Consider the following 17,987-nt stretch of genomic DNA (forward strand, 5'->3'; position numbering starts at 1 on the left):
TCGTATGTATGCCTCCCTAGTTAAGCAAATACTGTCCCTATTTTAGCATTTTTCGATGAACTTTAACACTTTTTAACAAGTTTAGGGAAATGAAGGTTTTTTCGATTTCGAAATGAACTTTTTAAGCCATAAGATAAGGAGGGAATCAAAATCTAATGAAGTAAAAAAGGTAGCCTATAATTGCCTTTAAATCTAGTATCAAATGCAAAAAACAGGGTTTCCCCTGTTTTTTACCGTTTTATCGTATCGACTACCAGCTTTTGAAGTAGTAGGTTTAATACAGATAATACTATTGCTGCTAAAATAGCTGTTACAAAATCTTCAATGATAAAGGCATCCCCTATTATGGATGAAGTTAACCATAATGTCACCGCATTGATGACAAACAAAAAGAGTCCTAGGGTTAAAACTGTTACTGGTAATGTAAATAAGATTAATAATGGCTTCACAATAACATTTAAAATAGATAAGATCAGACTTGCTAATAATGCTGTAACAAAACCATCAATTTCAACTTTATCAAACAATTCTCCGACAGCTAGAATTGCAACAGCATTTACTACTAATGATAGTGCCCAATTTTTTAACATTTTGTTTCCTCCCTTATGGTAATGGATGTACGTTGACACTTCCTGTTTTTGTTTCTGCTTCAATATATAATGCCTTTTCATTGATGCCTTCCGTTTGAAAGTGAAGCTGTTTTTTCAAAAAGTCACTTGTATGTTTAACGGTCTCATAATCTGGTAATGTGCAATGTACATTTCCGACGCTCGTTTTCAGCTCTCCATCTATCCTTTTATTTCCAGGGACATAAAGATGAACAGGTCCGGTTGTCGTTTTAAAGAAACCAGTATGACCTGCCATTCCGTGCCAGAAGCAATGAATGGAACCATTTACGAGCTGAGAATCTATTTTATCAAAAGTTCCGTCAACATAAATAGAGCCGTTAATCGTCTCTACATCACAATCACTACAAACACAATTTTCCAATTTAACGGAGCTATTTGCTGATTTTACTTCCCATTCTTCCCCTTTAACTTTTTGGAAAGAAATTTTTCCATTGGTTGTTTTTACATTAACATATTTTGATTCTATGCTATCCAAGAAAATAGGTCCATTAAATGTTTTAAATGCTGCTTTTTGATAGATTTGTTTTGGTACATAAATGATGAAGTCTACTTTTATTTTCTTTGTCTCTAATTTAATGAAGAAGGTGCTATTCTGGAAATCTACTTGAAGCTGCTCCAAAAATTGTTTTTTCGCTGCTTCTTCATCCTCTACCTTATATACCTTCGCGTTACACTCAACTCGTACCTCCCGCTCATCCCAAACATTAATATCTAGGCTTCCATTTTCGATTTCAAAATCGAGGTTGGAAAATGCAAAGTCTTGATACTGAAAAATATGGGATACGGAAACGGACGATCCAAAATTAAAATCTAAATCTACATTTTTAATCTTATGAAGAGTGTTATCAACAAAATCAAATAGTTTATGTTTCGTTGATTTCTTTTTCTGTTTGTTATTATCGAATGCATGTGAGCTATCTTCCCAAAGCACTTGTTCCGATAAAGACTGATCAACATGCGCACTTTTAGCCTTTTCCGCATTTTCCAGTGCATCTAGTAGCTCGTCCGCTTCTTCCGCAGTTATCATGCCTTCCTCTATTAACTTTAAAATTCTTCTCCGTTCTTCGCTCATTCCAATCCCCTTTCCTTACACTACTCTAATTATATTACGAATTAATACGTTCATGAGTTCCAATAAAAAAGATTATCATGTATTCACGAATCCACAAGTCTAGTACCTTTACCTTTCTTACAACAAAGGAGAAAATCCTTCCTTTTAAATAAAATAAAAAATCAGCGTATCCACGCTGACCTTTCATTAAAATTTCCAACGATAAAATTCTTCTCGATAGAAACGCTCATAAATTTCTTCATCATTCGTTGTTGCCGCATTTTCTTTAAATTTCTTCAACATGCCACCAAATTGCGAAGCATGACACTCAATAGCTTTTAACTTAATATCAAATACATCTTTTACATCTTGTAATACGTCAGGTACTCCTAATACATCATAGCGATCATTGGTAATGGCTTGGGCCCAAACCTCTGGTCGTTTCTCTGGATTGATTCGTTTTACCGCCTCGATAGCAGCTGCACCCATTGCATCATGATCTGGATGAACCGCATACTCTGGATAATGCGTAATTACTAAAGTAGGTTCAATCTTATCGAGATATTGTTTTATTTGTTCTGCAATCTCATCTCTTGATTCAAATTCAATCGTTTTATCTCGAAGACCAAGCATCACTAATTCCATGTCCAATACGTTACAAGCATTGATTAATTCTTGCTTGCGTATTTCTGGTAATGTTTCACGATTTGCAAAAAAAGGACTTCCCATATTACGTCCCATTTCACCTAACGTTCCACATAAATACGTTACTGGGACTCCTTCTTTACGAAATTTTGCTACAGTACCAGCACATCCAAAGGACTCATCATCTGGGTGTGGCAAAATAACAACGACATGCTTATGCATTTGATCTCTCCTCTCTTTGCTTAATAGTTAAACGGTCTTTCACTTATTTGAAGAGCTACCATTAGTCTACCGTCTCGATCATGTCCTGCTAGTAGAAGTTCTCCTTTTTCGTTTTGTTCCCAATCGGATACTCCTTCTGCATATATCCAGCCAATATCCATCTTTAGACCAACACGAAAAGAGCCATTGTCTCCCACAATCTTTGCTCTTTGATAAGATACTTTTGCATTACGAATAAAAGCTCCAACATTGTAGGCATTGCTATCGAAATGCTTCGCATATGCTCCATTAGTTGTTTCTAAGTGCACATACACATCTTTATTTACATATTGATCCAGTGCTTGTTGAACAGCTTCCTTTGCAATAACTTCCATGTTTTTTCTCTCCTCTCTATTCAGAAAGTAATATGTAGTTAGGGGAGCAAGAATATCCCTCCTCCCCTTACCGAGAGCTCACTCGTTCTTGAATATGCTCTTCCATCCGCTCTGAATCTCGCTTAAGTATAGGTTTCAAATACTGTCCGGTATAAGACTCCGCAACTTCTGCAACTTCTTCCGGTGTTCCTGTCGCAATAATGGTGCCTCCACCATCTCCACCTTCAGGACCTAGATCAATTAAATAATCGGCTGTCTTAATAACATCCAAGTTATGCTCAATGATCAAAACAGAATCGCCATTTTCTACTAATCGTTGTAAAACGACTAATAAACGGGAAATATCATCTACATGTAAACCTGTAGTTGGTTCATCTAAAATATAAACTGATTTGCCATTTGAACGACGATGAAGCTCACTAGCAAGCTTCACACGCTGTGCTTCTCCACCTGATAAAGTGGTAGCTGGCTGACCAAGTTTAACATATCCAAGACCAACATCATAAATCGTTTGGATTTTTCGTTGTATTTTTGGAATGTTTTCAAAGAAGTCTAGTGCTTCCTCTACCGTCATATCTAATACGTCCGCAATGCTTTTTCCTTTATATTTCACTTCTAAGGTTTCTCTATTATATCGCTTTCCATGACAAACTTCACATGGTACGTATACATCCGGTAAAAAGTGCATTTCAATTTTAATAATTCCATCCCCACGACATGCTTCACAGCGCCCACCTTTTACGTTAAAGCTAAACCGTCCTTTTTTATATCCACGAACCTTGGATTCATTGGTTGCGGCAAACACATCTCGAACATCATCAAAAACACCTGTGTAGGTTGCCGGATTGGATCTTGGGGAACGGCCAATTGGAGATTGGTCAATATCGATTACCTTCTCCAAATGCTCAATCCCTTTTATTTCCTCTACTTTTCCAGGCTTTACTCTTCTACGATTTAGTTTTTGAGCTAACGTTTTAAAAATAACTTCATTTACAAGAGAGCTTTTACCAGAGCCTGAAACACCTGTTACAACAGTCATCATTCCCAATGGAACTTTAACATCTACACCTTTTAAATTGTTCTCTTCCGCTCCAATAATTTCAAGGAATCGGCCATCACTCTCGCGACGTTCTTTCGGAAGTGGAATAAATTTTTTTCCAGATAAGTATTGACCTGTTAATGATTTTTTCATTTTCATTACTTGCTTCGGTGTTCCACTCGCGACTACTTCCCCTCCGTGGGCACCTGCACCAGGTCCAATATCCACTAAGTAATCTGCAGCTAACATCGTATCTTCATCATGCTCCACCACTACTAATGTGTTATCTAAATCACGCATTTGCTGGAGTGTAGCAATTAATTTATCATTGTCTCGCTGATGTAACCCAATCGACGGCTCATCCAGAACATAGAGAACCCCTGTTAACGCCGAGCCAATTTGGGTAGCAAGACGAATACGCTGAGCTTCCCCACCTGACAATGTTCCTGCCGTTCTAGATAATGTTAAATAATCGAGCCCAACATTCGTTAAAAAGGAAAGGCGATCGGAGATTTCTTTTAAAATCATCGTTGCAATTTGTTGATCTTTTTCCGACAATGGTAAGCTTTCAAAAAATACTTTAGCCTCTTTAACAGAAAAATCGGTAACCTGCCCAATATGTTTTCCATTCACCTTCACTGCTAATGTTTCTTCCCGTAAACGGTAGCCATCACACGCTTGACAAGGTTTATCGGTCATGTACTTTTCCATTTGCTCACGAATAAAATCAGAGGTACTTTCACGATAACGTCGTTCAATATTATGAGCAACCCCTTCAAAATAAATTTCATTGGAACGAGTGATGCCCCGATCATTCTCATAATGAAAATGAATTTTTTCTTTATTACTTCCATAAAGAATTTTATCCATTTTTGCTTTCGGAATATCCTTCACTGGAACATCCATCGAAATATCGTAGTGCTTGCACACACTCTTCAATAGCTGAGGATAATACTGAGAGCTAATGGGCTGCCAAGGTAAGATTGCTCCTTCATTTAACGTTAAATTCCAGTCTGGGATTACTAAATCAATATCTACTTTTAATTTAAAGCCTAAACCATCGCAGCTGCTACAAGCACCGTATGGGGTGTTAAAGGAGAACATTCTAGGCTCTAATTCGTCAATCGAGAAACCACAAATTGGACAAGCATGCTTTTCACTAAATAACAGCTCCTCTTGTCCCATAACATCGATGGTAACTTTACCATCCCCTAATTTTAAAGCCGTTTCCAAAGAGTCACTTAATCGACCGGCAACTCCTTCTTTTACGACAATACGGTCGATAACAACCTCTATTGTATGTTTTTTCGTTTTCTCAAGCTGAATGTCATCGGTCACTTCTCGCATTTCCCCATCAACACGTAGACGCACGTAGCCTTGCTTTTTTAAGTCCTCTAAAACCTTAACATGTTCACCCTTACGTCCAGATACAACAGGTGCTAAGATTTGCAGCTTGGTTCGTTCTGGGTATTCTAAAATTCGATCGACCATTTGTTCAATCGTTTGAGATGAAATTTCCGTGCCATGTATCGGACAAAAAGCTTTCCCTACACGAGCATAAAGCAACCGTAAATAATCATAGATTTCCGTTACAGTACCAACAGTGGATCGGGGATTTCGACTAGTTGTTTTTTGATCAATCGAAATTGCCGGAGATAGCCCCTCAATTAGATCCACATCCGGCTTATCCATTTGTCCTAGAAATTGTCGTGCATAGGCAGACAAGGACTCTACATATCTTCTTTGACCTTCTGCATAAATAGTGTCGAAAGCTAACGAAGATTTCCCAGAACCTGAAAGTCCTGTTAACACAACTAATTTATTTTTTGGGATATCTACATCAACATTTTTTAAGTTGTTTGCTCGTGCACCTCGCACTTTAATTGACTTCATTGCCATGTTCTTGTCATCCTTCCGCCTTTAGTTCCAAAATAATATCCCGCAGTTCTGCCGCTCTCTCGAAGTTTAAGTCTCTTGCTGCTTGCTTCATTTCTGCTTCTAAGTCTTTGATTCTCTCCGCCTTCTCTTCTTTAGATAAGTTTGCTAATGTTGCCGTTTCTCCGTATTTCTCATCATCTTCTGCTGCCACTGTCGCTCGAATCACATCACGAACTTTCTTCTTAATGGTCTGTGGCGTAATGCCATGCTCTTCGTTATAGGCAATTTGCTTTTCCCGCCGACGGTATGTTTCTTCAATAGCAATCTGCATCGAGTCGGTCATTTTATCTGCATACATAATAACTTGACCATTCGCGTTACGAGCAGCACGACCAATTGTCTGAATAAGCGAACGATGAGAACGTAAAAATCCTTCCTTATCCGCATCTAAAATCGCCACTAAGGAAACCTCTGGTATATCTAGACCTTCTCTTAATAAGTTAATCCCAACAATTACGTCATATTTTCCAACACGCAAATCTCGAATAATTTCAATTCGTTCCAGTGTTTTGATTTCCGAATGTAAATAAGCGACTTTGAAACCGACATCCTTCAAATAATCCGATAAGTCTTCTGCCATTTTGATCGTCAATGTTGTCACCAATACACGTTCATTACGCTCTGTGCGCTTCTTCACTTCTCCTATTAAATTATCAATTTGCCCTTCAATAGGACGAACATCAATTTTTGGATCTAACAATCCTGTAGGGCGAATAATTTGCTCTGTCATTTTCGGTGTATGCTCTAGCTCATATGGACCAGGTGTAGCAGAAACAAATATTGCTTGATTGACATGCTTTTCGAATTCCTCAAATTTTAAAGGCCGGTTATCTAGAGCAGATGGTAAACGGAAGCCATGGTCCACAAGTGTCATCTTCCGCGCACGATCCCCGTTGTACATTCCTCTTACCTGTGGCAATGTAACGTGGGATTCATCGACTACTAATAGAAAGTCTTCTGGAAAATAATCAAGTAAAGTATATGGTGTTGCTCCCGCTTCACGTAGGGTTAAATGTCTAGAGTAATTCTCTATTCCAGAACAAAAGCCCATTTCTCGCATCATTTCCAAATCATAATTCGTTCGTTGTTCCAAACGTTGCGCCTCTAACAATTTATTATCTGCACGGAACTGCTCTAACGTTTCCTTTAATTCCTTTTCTATATTTTCGATTGCAACTTTCATTTTCTCTTCACGGGTTACGAAGTGGGAGGCCGGAAAAATTGCCACATGCTCTCGGTCTCCTATAATTTCACCAGTTAATGCATCCACTTCTCGAATCCGGTCTATTTCATCTCCAAAAAATTCTACACGTAAGCAATGCTCTTCCTTAGATGCAGGAATAATTTCGACTGAATCTCCACGGACACGGAAGGTACCACGCTGGAAGTCAATATCATTTCTACTATATTGAATGTCTACTAAATTACGGAGTAGCTCATCCCGATCCTTTTCCATTCCTACACGTAACGAAACCACTAATTCACGATATTCTTCCGGATTACCTAAACCATAAATACAAGAAACACTGGCAACAATAATAACATCATTCCGTTCAAACAAAGCAGATGTAGCCGAGTGACGAAGCTTATCAATTTCATCATTAATGCTTGCATCTTTTTCAATATATGTATCTGTCGATGGTACATACGCTTCTGGTTGATAATAGTCATAATAACTCACGAAATATTCCACCCGATTATTCGGGAAAAATTCTTTAAATTCACTATACAATTGTCCTGCAAGGGTTTTATTATGTGCAATTACTAATGTTGGCTTGTTCACTTCTTTTATTACATTGGAAATCGTAAATGTTTTCCCTGTCCCAGTAGCCCCAAGTAGTGTTTGATGTTTCTTACCTTTATGAATGCCATCTACTAGTTCCGCGATTGCTTTCGGTTGATCTCCTTGAGGCTCGTATTGCGACACTAGTTCAAATTGATTTTCCAAACCAAACCCTCCATTTCACACGTACCTATTGTTTCTAACATTATACCATATAATAGAACAGACATTCTATTTTTATCAATATAACCGAATTTTTTCCTAATTACCATTTTATACTTTTTCAATGGGAAATAAAAAAACTCTGACTAAATATGCGATTTAACCAGAGGTTCGAATTCATCATAACCAGTATTATGAAAAGCTTCAGCAATGATACGATATCCATGTTTATTTGGATGAAAACCATCTAGAAAAAGTAAATCCTGCTCTCTACCTAAAAATAATGTATAAACATCAGCCACTTTAATCGTTGATGAAGTGAAAGATAATAATTGATGATTAAAATATTCTAGTGCTCTTGCTGCAATTGGATTTGGATATGGATTATATAATGTCATAAGCCGAATCGCATAGGGCTTATGAGAATCTACCTTCCGTTGATCCACTCTGTCCACAATCTCCCATATATCTTGAAGGATTCCCTCTAATGAATCCCCCAATACATGAGGACTAGGATTTCGTTCAAAATTTTTCCAAACCGTTCTCAAGTCATTTCCACCAATTGTTATCGTAATAATGTCTGCTTGGGTAATAGCATCTAGCACCATCGGGGATTCTACCATGCTTTTTAACTCTGGAATACGCAATCCATTTTCAGCAAACTTCTCAAGTTGGATAGGATAATTGAAAACTTGTTCCATTCTATTTTTATAGATTTCTACAAATCCTGGAGCAAATAAGGAGCCAGTTCCCACTGTTAATGAGTCACCAAGCGCTACATACAATAAGGGCATTCTACTCATAAGCGTCACCTCAGAATAGAATATGCCATTTGTTGTTTAGGTGTTCATCATCATTTTTGGTTGGGGAATTTTATTTGGAGTGAGTTAATTGGTGAATTATTAAGTGATATTGATGAATTGTGTGCTGGTTTTGGGGAATTACCCATTCTTGTTGGTGAATTGTTTACACTTATTGATGAATTTAACATTATTACTGTTGAATCCCGTGCTGTTGATGAGGGATTTCAGCTTCATATTGGGGCTTTGCTCTCACTTTTCATGGAATTTTATATTGCTCAATTCCAAACTGATGTTGTTGAATAAATCCTTCATATTGACGAATTATCCTCGCTCACCGTTGAATTATCACCAGCTTCTATTGAATTCCACAGCGTTATTGTAGAATTACCAACTCATTTTGCTGTATTGCGCACTCAACGCAACAATCCCCCAAAAAATCCAAAACGACATGCCCCTATTGGCATGTCGTTTCCAATTAATCTAAACTACTAGGTATGTCTTGTGGATATAAACGAAACCTAGGCTTCTCTTTAATAAAAACTAATCCAAGCTCGTAATGTTCACCTTCATACATCGGTCCTTGCACGAACCGAAGCTCTCCTTCAATTGTTCGAACCTCTAATTTACAAAAGGCACGATTCTCTTGGAGTGCATCATAAAATTCTTGCTCATTTGAAACAGGAATTTGATGAACCTTTTCAATTTTCTCCCCGACTTTAAGTCCCATTTTATCAGCTGGTGTATTTGGAATAACCGATAAAATGAATAAACTATCCGGTTGAGGCGTGTAAATTCCCTGCTTTTCTTGATCGGAAAATTGAACCCATAACGTAATTATTAGTCTTCCAAATATGGCTACTGCCGCACCAACTACAGCTAATATTGGATAAAAGTAGCTTCCAGCAGTTAACATACCAATAATGACGATGAATCCAATGTTCCATTTCCCAAGAAGTTTTCCTCCTTGATCGACATACATCCCTTGGAATACCTGTTGAATTCCAATTAGGAAGGGCAAAATCATTAAGCTATACCCATCATTTCCAATTGGGAATAGCGGCCACCATGGGGCAAAGGACTCGATCATGCCACTAGGTACTGGAATCACTAATGGCACAACCGCTAATCTTCTCAGCGCATGCCGACCAACATATTTTCCACGCTTCCCTTTTAATAATCTTGCAAAGCCGTATTCTTTCTTCGTGGTAAAGAAAAGAATCGTTTCCAATACAAGTAGCAATGTACATAGACCTAGTAATAATGTGAGATTCGTATGTTCAAAATCTGATGCCCAATTAGATGGAATAAAGCTTACATTAAATTGATTTACACCCCATATAACAAGAATCGTTAAACCAAATGTATATGCTGGTGATAATAACGTTAAAGCCCCAGTAATCGATAGGATTATGGATGCAATCGAAATCGTAAGCAGTACAGAATAAGGTATAACTCCGCCTAAAACGATGAGAAGAATAGATAGAACCAAACTGCTAACGATACTTACCAAAACTGTTTTCTTCCACTCCGAACCAATAGGATATAGTGCTGTACCAAAGCTTTTCCGTTCCCTTTTCCTCCGAAAATAGGATGTTAAAAAGGTTAAAAGAAATACCCAATAAAATAATGGTTGTCCGAATAACCATAAAAATGCATTTCCAATTTCAATAAGCCACGCTTCCATCATGTTGCATCCCCCGCTCATTTCCACTTTACTTTTATAAAGTCCCTAATACTTCTATTCTCCATTATGATACAAATTCCTGCAAGTGCAAGATGTCCTGTTTCATCATAATGTAAAAAAGCGTCGAAAACTCGATAGCCTTCAGGATAATTACTAAGGCATTAAAGTATCAAATTATAAGAATTTTTAATCAAGCCGAAAGTACTAAATTCTCACCCTCCTCCTTCACTACATAGGAATTACTATTCATTTTTGTAAATAATTGTAATTTTTGAAAAATATTTTATTATAATGTGATTGTTGTTAAAAAACCATGGAGGTGGAGATTTGAAATTTTTGACGAAATTATCGCTTTTATTTCTGTTAACATTACTATTAGCCGCTTGTTCAGATGATGACAAGGCTTCAAAGGATGCTGAGGAGCCAAAAACTACGGAAAGCGAAGCACCTGATGAAGAAGCAAATTCCGAAGAAGAACCTGCAGACGACCCTACAGAGGAAGAAGGAACAGAGGAACAAGATACGCCAGCTGGTGGTTCCGATGAAGCAGTTAAAATTTATGAGCAATTAGAAGCAGCTTTCGAAAATGTTGAAAGCAGTAGCAGTGAAATCTCGATGCAAATGGATATTAAAGCCGGAACTGAAGAAGGAACAATGTCCTTCGATTTTGAAACGGATCAATTACATACAACCGGAGAACACCATACGACTGGAAATATGTATCTAGATATGCAAGGACAAACGATGGATATGGATATGGAGGTCTATCAAACAATCGATGCCACATACACGAAAAACTCAATGCTCGGTGAAGGTTGGGTTCTAGATGGAGCTGGCTTCGGTATCCCACCATCAACTGGCTTGGATGTTGTTCAAAGCATGCAAGGATTAGCAAGTCAATTACAAGTTGACGAAATAGATGGCAATATCGTCTTATACTTAGATGAACAGAAATTAGAATCCCACGATTTTATAGATGGCTTTTTAGCTGCTCAGAGCCAAATGGGTCTTGATAGTAGCGTGGACTACGAAGTATTTCTAAATACGTTTATGATTGAAGTAGACCCATCCACAAATTTATTAAACTATATGCAATTTGATATCGAGATGACGGGTAATGACCCTGAATTGGGTGAAACAGGCGTTGCATTACTATTGGAATATGGTGTATCCGAATACAATCACCTTAGTGAAATAACAGTTCCACAGGAAGTAATCGATTCTGCGGCGCAGTCCGCAAACTAAAATGATGCTAAAAGCTTCAGGAGATTATTCTGAAGCTTTTTTATTTCTTCTCTAAAACAGAAAAATCCGCGGTCATTTCCGCGGATTTTTTCTTATTGATAAAGTTCTTTTAAGGCTGTATTCATTTGCTTATCATTTTCTTCATCTCTTACTGCATCCATTACTACTTCTTGAATTTTTGCTCCGGTATCTTTATCAATTTGACCTGAAGCAGTTAAGCCATGATCCGTTTGGAACTTTTTCACGACTTCTTCCATCTCTTTGCTGAAATAGCCATCTTCCCGTCCAGGATCATATCCAATGCCTTTTAACATCTTTTGGATATTGGCAATTGCATCATTGGACATATCGAATGTGTATGGCTCTTCTACTTGGAATGGAGTTGTATAGAAAAACTCCGGCTGTTTCGCCTCGATTGTTGGTGCCACACCTTTTTCATTGATCCATTCTCCACTTGGTGTTAGCCACTTGTACACAGTAATTTTAATGTTGCTGCCATCACCAAGCTGAAGTGTTTTTTGCACTGTTCCTTTACCATAGCTCTGTTCCCCAACGATGTCATAGCCAGCTTCTTTCATTGCTGCTGCTAAAATCTCAGATGCAGAGGCACTACCATTATTCATTAAGACACTAATTGGATAGTCTTTTTTATCATTGGTACCAGAATAGAATCGTTGTTTTTCTCCATTACGGTGTTCAAATAACACGTACGGCTGATCCTTTGGTATAAAGTTTTCTAAAATAACCTCTACCGATTCAAATAATCCACCTGGGTTTCCGCGAACATCAATGACTAATCCATCTATACCTTCCGCTTCCAGCTCTTCCAGTGCTTTATTGAAATCTCGAGCCGTATCCGTTGAGAAGGAAGTAATTTCAATAACCCCTGTCTTCTTACCATCAACTTCTCTTACACTCTTATAAACCGTTTCAATCGGTATCTCATCCCGTACTACATCCACCTCTAACAACTGATCAACGCCTGGTCGTCGGATTTGTAAGGTAACGGTGGAACCTTTTTCTCCACGAATTTTCGATACCGCTTCATATAAATCATAGCCTTCTAAGCTTTCACCATCTACTTGTAAAATTTGATCTTTAGGCATTAGCCCAGCGTCTTCAGCTGGCGAACCTTTAATTGGCGCTACAATCGTTACTACGCCATCTTCCATATTTACTTCTGCACCAATTCCTTCAAAGGAAGATTCAATACTGTCATTAAACTGTTCCACTGTCTCAAGGTCCATGTAGACGGTATGTGGATCATCTAACACTTCTAACATCCCTTGAATGGCACCTTCTACTAGTTCCTCATCTTCCACTTGCTCTATGTAGTTGTCCTTAATAATAGCATAGGCATTCATAAACTTAGAGAATTGATCTGAATTTGCATCAGGCTCAACTACAGCATTCTGTACTTCCTTACTTTTTTCCTCTGCTGTTTTTGTAGAAGATGCATCTTGTGCCACCTTCTCCTCATTATTCCCAATTACTTCTAATGCTGTGTAGGTTAACGCCCCACCAAAAAGGACAGCAATTAACACAATGACAACTAAGTAACGGTTTTTTATGTTCATGGCAATCACCTCTATTTCTGTTTATGTTTCTCTACTTTTGCTTCCTTGAAAGGAAAAAGACATCTCACCGTATGTGCGATGCCTTTTATAATACTATATGATATCTTTTACGTAAACATGTCCGAATTAGAAGCTTACGTAATTCCGTGGGTTCACAGCGTTTGATTTCGCTCCGTTCCATTCTCCAACGTGCACCTCAAAGTGTAAATGCTGTCCAAACGATTGTCCAGTATTACCCATATAACCGATAATTTCTCCTTTGTTTACCCATTGGCCAGTTGATACTTCACGGTTACGCATATGTGCATACACCGTTGTAAACATTTGACCATCAATATCATGGGCGATAAAAACAGCATTACCATAAGATCCAGATAAGTAAGAACGGATGACATAACCAGATGCAGATGCAACAATTGGTACTGTTCCACCCTTAGCAATATCAAGTCCATAGTGGAAGGATCCCCATCTTGGTTCAAATTCTGAGGAAACATAACCTTGTGCTGGTCGCATAAAGCTTCCACTCGTCACTGGAGGTGTGCCTGAGCTGTCACCACCATTATTTGACTCTTGGGATAGGCGGGCAAGCTCCTCTGCTCTCTTCGCTTCCTCTAGGTCAGCGGAACGCTTTTCAATTAATTTCGCAAAGGCTGCTTCTTGACTTGCTAAAAGGTCTGCTTCTTCTTGTAATGTCATTTGGTGCTTATGCAATTCTTCTTCTTCATGCTCAAGCTGTGCCATGAGCGTCTCTTTTTGTGAACGTTGTTCGCTCAACTGCTTTTCTAAAGCAACTAGTGTTTCTTTTTGATCTTCTAAGCTTGTTTTCTTCTCTTCTACTTCAATTTTACTTACTTGAAGTAATTCTACTTCTGTCTTTTGTTGGTCCATGATTTTTTTATCTTGACCCATTATGGTGTTTACCGCGTTACTTCGACTTAAAAAATCCCCAAAATCCTTAGCACCTAAAATAACTTCTAAGTAGCTAATTTCTCCGCCGTTTTGTTGAAGAGTACGAAGGCGGTTTTTAAGTAATTCATTACGCTCTGCAATTCTTGTTTCTAACTCACCTATATTTTTTTCTAGCTCTTCTATTTCTTGAATGGTTTCCTCAATTTGACCTTCCGTTGTTGCAATTTCTGTTTCAGTTTGGGTTAATTGTTGGTCAATCGAAATAATCTCGTTATTAATTCGTTCTTGCTCTGCTTGATTAGTAGCAATTTTTTGTTCTGTTTCTTCTTGTTGATTAGTTATCGTACTTTTTTCTTCTGTAATATCTTCTTTTTTATTTTCCAATTCATTTATTTCCTGTTCAATCTCCTCAGAGCTTGTTGCCTGAATGCTTGTCCCACTGGAAAAAGTTACGGTTGTTAACATGACGGTAAATGCAGAACCGAGTGCAAAAACTTTCTTTTTCACGCGTTTTTTTCCTCCCCTTCACTTACTATTCTATCAATCTATTAAAATCAAAAGATACAAAAGGTCATGCTTCGTGCATGTACCTTTTGCATATTTACACTTTTAAGAATTTACGAACACTCATCACACTACCCCACATACCAATAACTGCCCCAATTCCTAATAGGATAAGAGCAATTTGCCATGCAAATGGGTTGTATGGAAGGAGTTCAAAGTAAGGGAAATTGACACCCTGTAAGCTATCGTAAAGGTAATGGTAGCCGACTAAGACAACAACTACTGGAATGATTGCTCCTAATAGTCCCATTAACAGTCCTTCAATGAAGAACGGCCAGCGAATAAAACCATTTGTTGCCCCTACTAGCTTCATAATGTTGATTTCTCTACTCCGAGCAATGATTGTAATTTTAATTGTATTGGAAATTAAGAATCCTGCTGTAAGAATTAATGCTGCAATTAGGGCTATACCAATATATCTTGCATACTCGTTAAATTTGAATAGTTTTTGAATGACTTCTTCTCCGTATTCCACACTAAAAACATTGTCAAATTTATTAATAGAGGTAGCTACCTTTTTAATATCAAGTGGGTCTTCGGTTTTGACGACGAAGGCATCATTTAGTGGGTTGTCCTGTTCAAACATCCCCCAATATTCTCCCTCTTCACCTAAGTCAGCAATTAGCTCTTCTAATTCATTTTCTTTTGAGGAAAATTGTAAATAGGATACTTCTTCTATAGTTTTTATTTGAGATTCGAGTTTATCAATGGCGGCTTGATCTGCAGCTAAATCAATGTAAACTTTAATTTCTACATCCTCTTCAACGTTTGTTGCAATGGTGTTTAAGTTAAAGATTAATACTAGGAAAACACTGACTAATATCAAGGTTGTTGTTACAGACCCGACTGAAGCAACGGTCATCCAACCATTACGTACAATATTTTTACTACCTTCAACAAAGTGGCGTTTTAGTGTTTTAAGCTTCATACCCGTAGTCACCCCTTTGTTCGTCTCTTACGATGCGGCCTTGCTCTATCGCGACAACTCTTTGCTTAAATGTATTTACAATATCTTTACTGTGTGTTGCCATAAGAACCGTTGTGCCACGATTATTTACTTCTGTAAAAATACGCATAATATCCCATGAAGTATCTGGGTCCAGGTTACCTGTAGGCTCGTCCGCTATCATAATCTTCGGATTGTTTACAATCGCTCTAGCAATCGCAACACGCTGCTGCTCCCCACCAGATAACTCCGTTGGTTTAAATCTTGCTTTGTTTTTTAATTTTACTAAGTCAAGTACATCCATAACTTTACGGCGAATTTTCTTTGGAGATTCTTCAATTACTTCTAATGCGAACGCTACATTTTCATATACCGTTAGCCTTGGAAGTAATTTAAAATCCTGAAAGACTACTCCAATATCACGACGAAGCTTTGGTATATCTTTTCGTTTTACTTCACTAAGATCATGTCCGTTAATTAATACACTGCCTGAAGTTGGCGTTGTTTCGCGATACATGAGTTTAATAAATGTGGATTTACCAGCACCACTCGGCCCAACCACGTATACGAATTCACCTTGTTCAATATTAAGAGAAATACCGTTCAGTGCGGTCACACCGTTTGGATATACTTTACGTACTCCCTTCATTTCAATCATCGAACTACCACCTATGCCTCTCCAGTTGTATTTTGTCACAGAGATGTATATATATCTGAATTTATTTGGTTATTTTGAAGAATGAACAACTATTTTGTAATAATAAGCTTCGTCTATTATACCATTTTTCGACTATTTTTGAGACCTTAATTTTATTACAGTTTTGTTTCATATAAAGATAGAGGGATGTGTCCGAAAAAATAGGAGAATAGAAGGGGTTTTGACACAAAAATAATAACCTGATTAGCTAAAATTACCAACCAGGTTATACAAGTACGTATTACTTTTTAGCAGCTAGCCATGTAGCTACCGTGTTTGCATCCTCATCACTAATGTTAACAGCTTGCATTCCGCCTTTACCATTTTGGATGATGTTTTGAATTTCTTCTTGGCTGTATCTTGCACCAACTTGTTGTAGGTTCGGTCCAACAGCACCAGCTAGATCAGCACCATGACACATGGAGCAGTTGTTTTGATAAATCTTTTCTGCAGCAGCAGTATCAACTGTTCCAGCGTCGCCTTCTTCGCCAGTTTCAGACTCTGGATCTTCAGCAGCATTGTTATCTTCTTCGCCTTCTTCTGTTGTTGTACCTTCATCTGTTGCATTTCCATCGTCTGTAGCATTGCCTTCATCTGTTGTGCCGCCTTCATCTGCTGGTTGTTCTGTATCTGTGCCTGTATCTTCATTTGCACCAGTGTCATCACCAGTGTCTTCATCCCCACCACCACAAGCAGCAAGTACAAGAACTGAGCCAAATAGTAAAGCTAATAATTTCTGCTTCATTACTATTTCCCCCTTAATTAGGTTTTCAAAGTGCGTAGCCTACACTTCAAGCATATTATAACCCAACTATTTTGATTTAAAACCCTCACCCAATACCTCTGCAGCAGACATTGCAATAACAAAGGCTTTGGAATCAACATTATTCACAGTTTTTGTCAATTTAGTGAATTCTTTCTGGTCGACTACACACATGATGATGCTTCGTTGCTCGCCTGTGTAACCACCTTCACCGTTCAGGATTGTTACACCGCGATCAATATTTACAAATATAGCTTTCCTCATTTCTTCCACTTTATCCGAAATTATCATGACATTTTTTGATGTTGTAAAACCAACTTGAATCAAATCAATGGTTCGGCTCGTCGCAAACAAGCCAATTAATGCATATAGCGCTTGTTCTACATTAAAAACAAAGGCTGATGTTAACACGATAGAGCCATCAAAAATGGCAATACATAACCCTAATGAAATTCCGGTATACTTGTGTAATATTTGTGCCGCAACATCTATTCCCCCAGTCGATGCACGCCCACGAAATACAATACCAAGACCCATTCCAACACCCATTCCACCAAAAATAGAGCCTAATAATGGATTCATGGTAGCTGGTGTAAAATCTTTTGTTACATATACGAAAAGTGGTAAAGCTAATGTTCCAACTAAAGACTTAATCCCAAAATTAGCGCCTAAAATGATAACCCCAGCTAAAAATAATGGAACATTTAAACCCCACTGGCTAAATGCAGGCTCGATGCCGAATATTTCGTCCAAAATAATACTAATTCCCGCTACTCCACCAGAAGCAACATCGTTTGGTAATAAAAACAAATTAAATGCAAAGGCTATAAAAAAGGATCCTAAAATAACATATACATAATCTTGTATCACTTGTGCTTTATCTGATAAAGGCTGACGACTATTTTTACGAAACATACTATAACTCCTCTTCCATACATAAATATATCTCTATCTTT

16 protein-coding genes are annotated in these 17,987 nt (G+C 37.9%); 2 read left to right on the forward strand and 14 right to left on the reverse strand.

The annotated features are described in order from the left end of the window. Positions 1-230 precede the first annotated feature (230 nt). The 7 genes from C1A05_RS12975 to C1A05_RS13005 form a co-directional block, all read right to left on the reverse strand. The gene (locus tag C1A05_RS12975; protein ID WP_102028660.1) at positions 231-590 is read right to left on the reverse strand and encodes a phage holin family protein; all 360 of its coding nucleotides are present in this window, start codon (positions 588-590) and stop codon (positions 231-233) included. A gap of 13 nt (positions 591-603) precedes the next feature. Continuing rightward, entirely contained in the window at positions 604-1,701 is a 1,098-nt protein-coding gene (locus tag C1A05_RS12980) for a DUF4097 family beta strand repeat-containing protein (protein ID WP_102028661.1), read from the reverse strand. A gap of 186 nt (positions 1,702-1,887) precedes the next feature. After that, on the reverse strand, positions 1,888-2,547 hold the full coding sequence (bshB2, locus tag C1A05_RS12985) for a bacillithiol biosynthesis deacetylase BshB2 (protein WP_102028662.1): 660 nt from the start codon (positions 2,545-2,547) through the stop codon (positions 1,888-1,890). Between the two features lie 20 nt (positions 2,548-2,567). Next, positions 2,568-2,921, reverse strand: coding sequence for a YojF family protein (locus tag C1A05_RS12990; protein WP_102028663.1), 354 nt, complete (start codon positions 2,919-2,921; stop codon positions 2,568-2,570). Positions 2,922-2,988: 67 nt separating this feature from the next. After that, complete coding sequence (gene uvrA / locus C1A05_RS12995) at positions 2,989-5,859, reverse strand: excinuclease ABC subunit UvrA (RefSeq protein ID WP_102028664.1); 2,871 nt, start codon at positions 5,857-5,859, stop codon at positions 2,989-2,991. A gap of 7 nt (positions 5,860-5,866) precedes the next feature. After that, positions 5,867-7,846 (reverse strand): excinuclease ABC subunit UvrB, encoded by a 1,980-nt coding sequence (uvrB, locus tag C1A05_RS13000; protein ID WP_102028665.1) that lies wholly within the window; start codon positions 7,844-7,846, stop codon positions 5,867-5,869. Positions 7,847-7,989: 143 nt separating this feature from the next. Further along, complete coding sequence (locus tag C1A05_RS13005) at positions 7,990-8,646, reverse strand: SGNH/GDSL hydrolase family protein (protein WP_102028666.1); 657 nt, start codon at positions 8,644-8,646, stop codon at positions 7,990-7,992. Between the two features lie 60 nt (positions 8,647-8,706). Between C1A05_RS13005 and C1A05_RS13010 the strand changes: the two genes are divergently transcribed. Continuing rightward, positions 8,707-8,949: a hypothetical protein gene (locus C1A05_RS13010; protein ID WP_102028667.1), complete on the forward strand. Its 243-nt coding sequence runs from the start codon at positions 8,707-8,709 to the stop codon at positions 8,947-8,949. 172 nt (positions 8,950-9,121) lie between these two features. On the opposite strand, the gene C1A05_RS13015 is transcribed toward C1A05_RS13010, so the two are convergent. After that, on the reverse strand, positions 9,122-10,333 hold the full coding sequence (locus tag C1A05_RS13015) for a PDZ domain-containing protein (RefSeq protein WP_102028668.1): 1,212 nt from the start codon (positions 10,331-10,333) through the stop codon (positions 9,122-9,124). 324 nt (positions 10,334-10,657) lie between these two features. On the opposite strand from C1A05_RS13015, the gene C1A05_RS13020 reads away from it, so the two are divergent. After that, positions 10,658-11,575: a DUF6612 family protein gene (locus C1A05_RS13020; RefSeq protein ID WP_102028669.1), complete on the forward strand. Its 918-nt coding sequence runs from the start codon at positions 10,658-10,660 to the stop codon at positions 11,573-11,575. A 92-nt stretch (positions 11,576-11,667) separates the two neighbouring features. On the opposite strand, the gene C1A05_RS13025 is transcribed toward C1A05_RS13020, so the two are convergent. The 6 genes from C1A05_RS13025 to C1A05_RS13050 form a co-directional block, all read right to left on the reverse strand. Next, positions 11,668-13,152, reverse strand: coding sequence for a S41 family peptidase (locus C1A05_RS13025; protein ID WP_102028670.1), 1,485 nt, complete (start codon positions 13,150-13,152; stop codon positions 11,668-11,670). Positions 13,153-13,278: 126 nt separating this feature from the next. Then, entirely contained in the window at positions 13,279-14,568 is a 1,290-nt protein-coding gene (locus C1A05_RS13030) for a murein hydrolase activator EnvC family protein (protein WP_102028671.1), read from the reverse strand. Between the two features lie 94 nt (positions 14,569-14,662). Next, positions 14,663-15,553, reverse strand: coding sequence for a permease-like cell division protein FtsX (gene ftsX / locus C1A05_RS13035; RefSeq protein WP_102028672.1), 891 nt, complete (start codon positions 15,551-15,553; stop codon positions 14,663-14,665). After that, positions 15,543-16,229, reverse strand: a complete 687-nt coding sequence (gene ftsE, locus C1A05_RS13040; RefSeq protein WP_102028673.1) for a cell division ATP-binding protein FtsE — start codon at positions 16,227-16,229, stop codon at positions 15,543-15,545. Before ftsE ends, ftsX begins: the two co-directional genes overlap by 11 nt. A 280-nt stretch (positions 16,230-16,509) precedes the next feature. Next, the gene (locus C1A05_RS13045; RefSeq protein WP_102028674.1) at positions 16,510-17,013 is read right to left on the reverse strand and encodes a c-type cytochrome; all 504 of its coding nucleotides are present in this window, start codon (positions 17,011-17,013) and stop codon (positions 16,510-16,512) included. Positions 17,014-17,079: 66 nt separating this feature from the next. Further along, complete coding sequence (locus C1A05_RS13050) at positions 17,080-17,946, reverse strand: YitT family protein (protein WP_102028675.1); 867 nt, start codon at positions 17,944-17,946, stop codon at positions 17,080-17,082. Between the last annotated feature and the right edge of the window lie 41 nt (positions 17,947-17,987).

Origin of the sequence: Salirhabdus sp. Marseille-P4669 (genome assembly GCF_900240405.1) — a bacterium.
GTDB lineage: Bacteria > Bacillota > Bacilli > Bacillales > Alkalibacillaceae > OEQK01.

Bases quoted from the DNA above. Each gene is read 5' to 3' on its own strand.
- bshB2 (WP_102028662.1), bottom strand. From the start codon at position 2,547: ATGCATAAGCATGTCGTTGTTATTTTGCCACACCCAGATGATGAGTCC.
- C1A05_RS13015 (WP_102028668.1), bottom strand. From the start codon at position 10,333: ATGATGGAAGCGTGGCTTATTGAAATTGGAAATGCATTTTTATGGTTA.
- uvrA (WP_102028664.1), bottom strand. From the start codon at position 5,859: ATGGCAATGAAGTCAATTAAAGTGCGAGGTGCACGAGCAAACAACTTA.
- ftsE (WP_102028673.1), bottom strand. From the start codon at position 16,229: ATGATTGAAATGAAGGGAGTACGTAAAGTATATCCAAACGGTGTGACC.
- C1A05_RS12980 (WP_102028661.1), bottom strand. From the start codon at position 1,701: ATGAGCGAAGAACGGAGAAGAATTTTAAAGTTAATAGAGGAAGGCATG.
- C1A05_RS13005 (WP_102028666.1), bottom strand. From the start codon at position 8,646: ATGAGTAGAATGCCCTTATTGTATGTAGCGCTTGGTGACTCATTAACA.
- C1A05_RS12975 (WP_102028660.1), bottom strand. From the start codon at position 590: ATGTTAAAAAATTGGGCACTATCATTAGTAGTAAATGCTGTTGCAATT.
- C1A05_RS12990 (WP_102028663.1), bottom strand. From the start codon at position 2,921: ATGGAAGTTATTGCAAAGGAAGCTGTTCAACAAGCACTGGATCAATAT.
- C1A05_RS13025 (WP_102028670.1), bottom strand. From the start codon at position 13,152: ATGAACATAAAAAACCGTTACTTAGTTGTCATTGTGTTAATTGCTGTC.
- ftsX (WP_102028672.1), bottom strand. From the start codon at position 15,553: ATGAAGCTTAAAACACTAAAACGCCACTTTGTTGAAGGTAGTAAAAAT.
- C1A05_RS13050 (WP_102028675.1), bottom strand. From the start codon at position 17,946: ATGTTTCGTAAAAATAGTCGTCAGCCTTTATCAGATAAAGCACAAGTG.
- C1A05_RS13045 (WP_102028674.1), bottom strand. From the start codon at position 17,013: ATGAAGCAGAAATTATTAGCTTTACTATTTGGCTCAGTTCTTGTACTT.